Source organism: Psychrobacter sp. TPE 89C, assembly GCF_055522395.1.
Map to the genome: position 1 here is coordinate 1 of NZ_JBVFXW010000081.1, position 6051 is coordinate 6051.

4 protein-coding genes are annotated in these 6051 nt (G+C 32.1%); all 4 read left to right on the forward strand.

Translation table 11 applies throughout. The features are described from left to right. The coding region (locus tag ACZW67_RS13920) for a glycosyltransferase family 4 protein (RefSeq protein WP_465183747.1) at nt 1-1349 on the forward strand (1349 nt) is incomplete at its 5' end. A gap of 14 nt (nt 1350-1363) precedes the next feature. After that, nucleotides 1364-3352 (forward strand): heparinase II/III domain-containing protein, encoded by a 1989-nt coding sequence (locus ACZW67_RS13925; RefSeq protein WP_465183748.1) that lies wholly within the window; start codon nt 1364-1366, stop codon nt 3350-3352. A gap of 336 nt (nt 3353-3688) precedes the next feature. Continuing rightward, nucleotides 3689-5638 (forward strand): hypothetical protein, encoded by a 1950-nt coding sequence (locus ACZW67_RS13930; protein ID WP_465183749.1) that lies wholly within the window; start codon nt 3689-3691, stop codon nt 5636-5638. Nucleotides 5639-5753: 115 nt separating this feature from the next. Beyond that, nucleotides 5754-6051: hypothetical protein (locus ACZW67_RS13935; protein WP_465183750.1), on the forward strand; the 298-nt coding region annotated here is incomplete at its 3' end.

The window sequence follows — 6051 nt, forward strand, 5'->3', positions numbered from 1 at the left end:
AGCAAAAGCTATTATTAGAAAAAATATATAAATCGCCTGCCTATAGTTTATTAATAGAAAGTCAAATCGTGAGTGAACCTCAAACTAAAGTGGATTCTATTCCGAAGAGAGTAGCATATGTGCTTCATAATAGTTTTCCTTATTCCTCCGGTGGCTATGCTACTAGAGCTTTTGGGGTATGTGAAGGGTTAAATAACCATGGCTTTGAAGTAGTCGTTATTAATCGTCCAGGCTTCCCGTTAGATATTAAAGATGAGCTAAGCGTTGAAGATGTACCAGAAATCGAAACAATAGATGGGTACAAATATGTACGTTCTTTATCAATATCTCGTAGAGGGATGACTCCTTATGACTATATGTCAGAAGCCGCAAATGTACTTGAAAGACGATTTTTAGAGTACCGCCCTCAATACGTTATAGCGGCATCTAATCATATTACGGCTATTCCCAGCTTGATAGCGGCAAAAAGATTGGGGATTCCATTCTATTATGAAGTACGTGGTCTATGGGAAATTACTCGCGTTTCGCGCGAGCCAGAATTTGAAAAAAAACCTGCCTATACTGTACAGGTTTTGCTTGAGACCTTAGCAGCGAAACATGCTGATCACGTATTCACTCTGACGCAACCGATGGTCAATGAGTTAGTGAAAAGAGGGGTTGAAAACGAAAGTATTTCGCTGGTCCCTAATTCATGCTCACCAGAAAACTTTACCCCAAAAGAACGCGATATGGAATTAGTGAAAAAACTTAGAATTCCAAAGAATGTTCCTGTGATTGGTTATATAGGTACTTTCGTACAGTATGAAGGGTTAGATAACCTAGCCGAGGCTTGTGCTCTACTTAAAATGAAAGGTGTACAATTCAGACTACTACTAGTTGGTAATGAAAACGCTTCAGGCCAAGAAGTAGGACCCATCACTGCTAAGATTAGTGAGATTGCTACTACCTATGGTTTCGCTGATTGGTTGATTATGCCAGGACGTATACCCTTTGATGAAGTCGAGAGCTATTACTCCCTCATAGATATCGCCCCATTCCCCCGTAAACCTCAACCAGTATGCGAACTAGTTTCTCCCATGAAGCCTCTAGAAGCATTGGCTATGAAAAAAGCGGTATTAGTTTCTAGTGTTCAAGCACTAAAAGAAATGGTAGTCGAAGAGGAAACGGGATTGGTATTCGAAAAAGGTAATATCAATGACCTTGCTGATAAGCTGCAGTTGTTAATAGATAATAAAGGTTTAAGACGCCTGCTTGGAGAAAATGGCAGAGAATGGGTTAAACAGGAGCGCAATTGGATCAAAACGACTGAGATTATTAAGGACCAATTAATGTTAGACGCTGATCGCTGATAATGAGAAAAGCAATGGAAATGGCAGAAATTATAGAAATTAGCAACTCAGCTATAGTAGATATTAGTTATGATGGGTTTTTAATCAAAGTTAATATCTCTATTAACTTTGAGGATGTAGAATGTGCTTGTTATCTATATCTTAATAATAAAATTTTTAGTAGAAGTGGTTATAGGAATAATAACAAACACATATTTTATTTCAGTGACAACGGAAAAAACGAGTTAGCTGTAAAAGTGTTTTTTCGTGAGAAAGATGATCCCAAATTAAAAATAGTGAAATTATTTCCTGTGTTAATTAAAGATAACTTTAAATATAAGCTTTCTAGAAATTCATTAGATTTAATAAAGTTAAGCGACTGTGAGATAGTAAATACTAATTCCAATATCATTGAAAATTATGAGCGTAAAGGTTTTCAGCCTAGAAGTGATAATTCTCCTTATAAACTGAATTTTCCAATTGGCTGGTTGGATGATCCATTTAAAGATAGAAATTGGATGTTCCAGTTACATGCTTGGCGCATGTTAGATGGTTACCTTAGTAGAGGTAATGAAAAAGATTTAAACTATGTATCTAACTTAATAAATGACTGGGTATATTTTGAAAAAAACCATAAAAATAAATGGCTTTGGTATGATATGTCTACTGGTTTAAGGGCTTTAAAAATATGTTTTTATTTAAAGAAATGTTATGAAATGGGTCTAGATCATAAGATTGATGCACTTGATTATTTATTACATGAACATCTGAGACATTTAATCAATCCACGAGAGTTAAGTACGGGGAATCATGGGCTATTTCAATTACATGGTCTAAAAAGTTTAACTTATATTTTAAGAAACAGTGGTGTAGGGGCTTACAATATAACGGAAAAAAAAGTTTACGCGAATGAGCAAATGTCTAAATTGATTGTTTCGCAGTTAGGGTCACATGGGGTTCATACAGAACATTCGCCGGACTACCATTTTTTTGCTCATAATAAAATCAAACATATGGTAAAAACTGTGTGGTGGACTGATCTTGATAAGAAAACCCTGGATTTTCTCAAGTTGGGAGAATATGCCAAGTCGTGGTTAGTTTACCCAAATGATACTTGTGTACCTATTGGAGACTCAGCTACTGGTAAACCAAAAAACAAACTTGTACCGTTGGAAAAATGGCCTTATCACACTAAAGCAGGTAACTATATCGGAGCTCTAGTTGACGGTTATGCTGTGATTAGATCTGTAAGGGAGGTTCCATTAAATGAGTCTTCTTTTTTGTTTTTCCAAGGGTCTTTTTATGACTTAGCCCACAAACATTCTGACGACTTATCTTTTATCTTACAAGAAGGTGGAATAGATTTATTAATCGATTCTGGTAAGTATAGCTACCAAAATGATAAGTATCGAAAGTACTTCTTAAGCTCAAGAGCTCACAATACGATTGAGGTTGATGGTGAAAACATATCTCGTAATAAGGAGAATGCCTATGGGAATGCCATACTTGGACAACCACAACTTGTTCATGGTTTTTGGATAATAAAAAGTGAAGCAGAACATAGTGATAATAAATATATTCATCAGAGAACTATTGTGTATAAACCTGGTATTGAAATTTATATTATTGATGAAATTACTAACAAAAAAATAAGCGTACCAAGAAGAATAGATCAATGGTGGCATTTTGATACAGATGCTAAAGTTATTATAAACGATACTGAAGTAAACGTAACGAATAGTAAAAACATGTCTATGAGGATAACTTCTCAATCTTCAAGTAAAGCTATTAGTTATACTTCTTATAAAGGTTATGAATCGGAAAACCGTTTAATTGGATGGGTGTCTAAAAGTTATTTGAAATACGAACCCACATCTACAATGAAAATTACTTCATCGATGTTAAAGCATACCAAAATAGTAACTCGTTTTGAACTCAGTGAAGATACAAATGATCAGCCAAAAATCTTCATATCTAATAAAAAAGTTCAAAGCACTATTCCTAAGTTACTACCACACTTGTAGTTATGGTAACCACTCACAATATAATGGCCAATAAATATTCTGATCTATATGGTCGATACTGAATAAAATGGATACACGACACCATACTGCATGACTGGGATAAATTTTTCCTGCTTGCTGTGCCTGCGCAGATAGAGGCGACAAAAAATTTATCTCAGTCCCGTTGTATCTTTTTTATACTGACCTGACTATACAAGCCTAGGCAAAATCAAAAAAATAGATAATATCTAGCTGAATAATTTATAGTGTAAGGAATTAATATAAAAAATTAGTAAAGCTCTTATGCTTTTCCAAAAGCATGAAATTTCATTATAAAATATACAGAATTGATTAATTATGAATAAAATATTGCGTCAATATCCTTATGGGTTTGCTTTTTCTGATGTCTGTCTTTATAGCTTACCCGAGAGTTATAACTTAATAAGAATACTAGATAAGTTTAACTACTATCATGACACCTATAGCAAAGTTTACCAAACAGAAACTGATTTTATAATTATTCATGGACACTTTAAACATGTAAGTATAGGCCAGCATAATAGTATAGATAATGATCAGCTACTAACATACCTCTTAGAGCAATATAGAAAAAACTATAGTGAATTTCTGAAGACGCTTAACTTCATAGGAGGAAGATACGTTATTATTATTGGCAATAAAGATAAGGTAGAGCTCTATCCTGACGCTTGTGCTTGTCGTAGTGCTTATTATACCACCGATAGAAATATAATTGTTTCGCATGTAGAAATGATAGTTGACAATTATAGTTACAAGAAAGATTCAGTAGTTGAAGAAATACCCAAACTAGGATTCAGTTTAAATATTTCACCTTACTTTAACATAAAAAGCATTTTACCCAATATATTACTGAATTTTTTTACTAAAGAAACTACTAGGTTTTTCCCCTTTTGTGACAATCTCTATAATGACATAACTGAAGATAAAAAATTAAGTATAGTGGAAGATTTATGGAAGCAACAATTAGAGTATTACACTAATAATTATAATAATTTAATATTCTCATTAACTGCTGGTAATGATAGTAGAGTGAGTTTCTCGTTAGTTAAAGAATATAAGGAAAAGATAAGGTTTTTTACTTATTCTCCTAAAGAATTTAGAACTAAAGATAAGGAGAGTTACTTTGTTAAGTCTTTGACTATAGATAACATAGTAGTTAAACAAATTCTTAGTGATATAGATATCAATCATAAGTTTATATATTTTAGTAATGAAGATAATAATTTTACAGAAAGTGAATTAAAGATTCTCTCCAAAAACTCTATTAAAGGACATGGTCGATTCCTAATTAATCACTATACCAATAATTTTAAAGAACAAGATGTAGTACATATTAGAGCAAATTTGTTAGAGATTGGTAGAGCTTATTACTTAAAATTAGATAAACCCAACCATATCAATTCTGTGAAAAATACTTTCGATAATGTTTTTAAAGATAGTAAGTCTAAGGTAAATAAAAACATTTTGGATAATAGATTCTCTGAGTCCATAGGTGAGCTACACTATGATAAATTATTTGATTATCATATATTAGATTTTTATTATTGGGAAAATAGAATGGGTAGATGGTTTTCAGAGGTTCTTAATGAAACCGATACCGCTTTTGAAACTTTTTTACCGTTTAATATGAGATCAATTATTGATATTTCTCTATCTTTTGGAATCGACCAAAGAAGAGAAGATTATATGTTTAAGGAATTAATTAATAGAAATTATCCTATACTAAATTTCTACGGTATAAATGATGTTAAGAATGTTTATGAGCAGATAAGAGATAAGAAGGAAAGAGAACAGAGGGTTTTTAAAGAATTTGGAATTTATAGTAACCTAGCTACTATAATAGATAGGGAAATAAGTCAAAAAAATGTGTTATATATTCCAATGGATTTTTTAAAAATTAACTATTACACTGAAGTCAAATTTGTATTTGAAGAGATAATGGGATACGCGAACCTTTCTGTTATAAATACTTACATATCTAGTAAGGCGAAAGATTATTTAGTGTACCAAATTTTAATAAATAATCAGGTAGTACTTGAAGAAGATATTTCCTTGTGGAGTTTAGAAAATAACGTATGTCTTTTTGGTTTGTATGAAGGTGATATTATTCAAATTAGAGTCAAATCTTTAAGAAATATCCAAATTGAATCTTGGCAAACAGCCTCTAGACTTCAAATCCTAAATTGCCAGTTTTTACCATTAGATACTGCTGTTTCAAAAAAAGTTACTTGTACTAGTCCATTCTCTAAGGTTTACGATCATAAATAGTTTGGGAAGATAGTTGCAGATTAAAGAAGTTAAGACAATAATACAACTTGCAAGATATGTTGATGGATATATATAGATATTGTGTGCTTTTATTGGATAGTAACTAGGTATAAAAATGGAAGGGATAAACTTGGAAAATAAAGCGTTTGAAGCTCAGATAGAAAATATGAGCAGATATATTAGCGAACAAGACGGGCTAATTGTTGCGAATACTGAAAAGTTAGAAGGTATACGTTATGCCTTTTATCTATATGTAAATCAAATGCTTATTGAGAAATCAAGTTATATTTCAGAAAGTAAGTACACTTTTAAAACACTGCCAACTAGTCTAAATATTTCCGTAAAATTCTTTTATTTAGATACTTTAGGAAATAAACATTCAGTAAAGGAAGAGAAGCTATTTGACTCAGACC

What these genes read in the sequence shown, in the direction of transcription:
- ACZW67_RS13930 (WP_465183749.1), top strand. Translation starts at nt 3,689, where the DNA reads ATGAATAAAATATTGCGTCAATATCCTTATGGGTTTGCTTTTTCTGAT.
- ACZW67_RS13925 (WP_465183748.1), top strand. Translation starts at nt 1,364, where the DNA reads ATGGAAATGGCAGAAATTATAGAAATTAGCAACTCAGCTATAGTAGAT.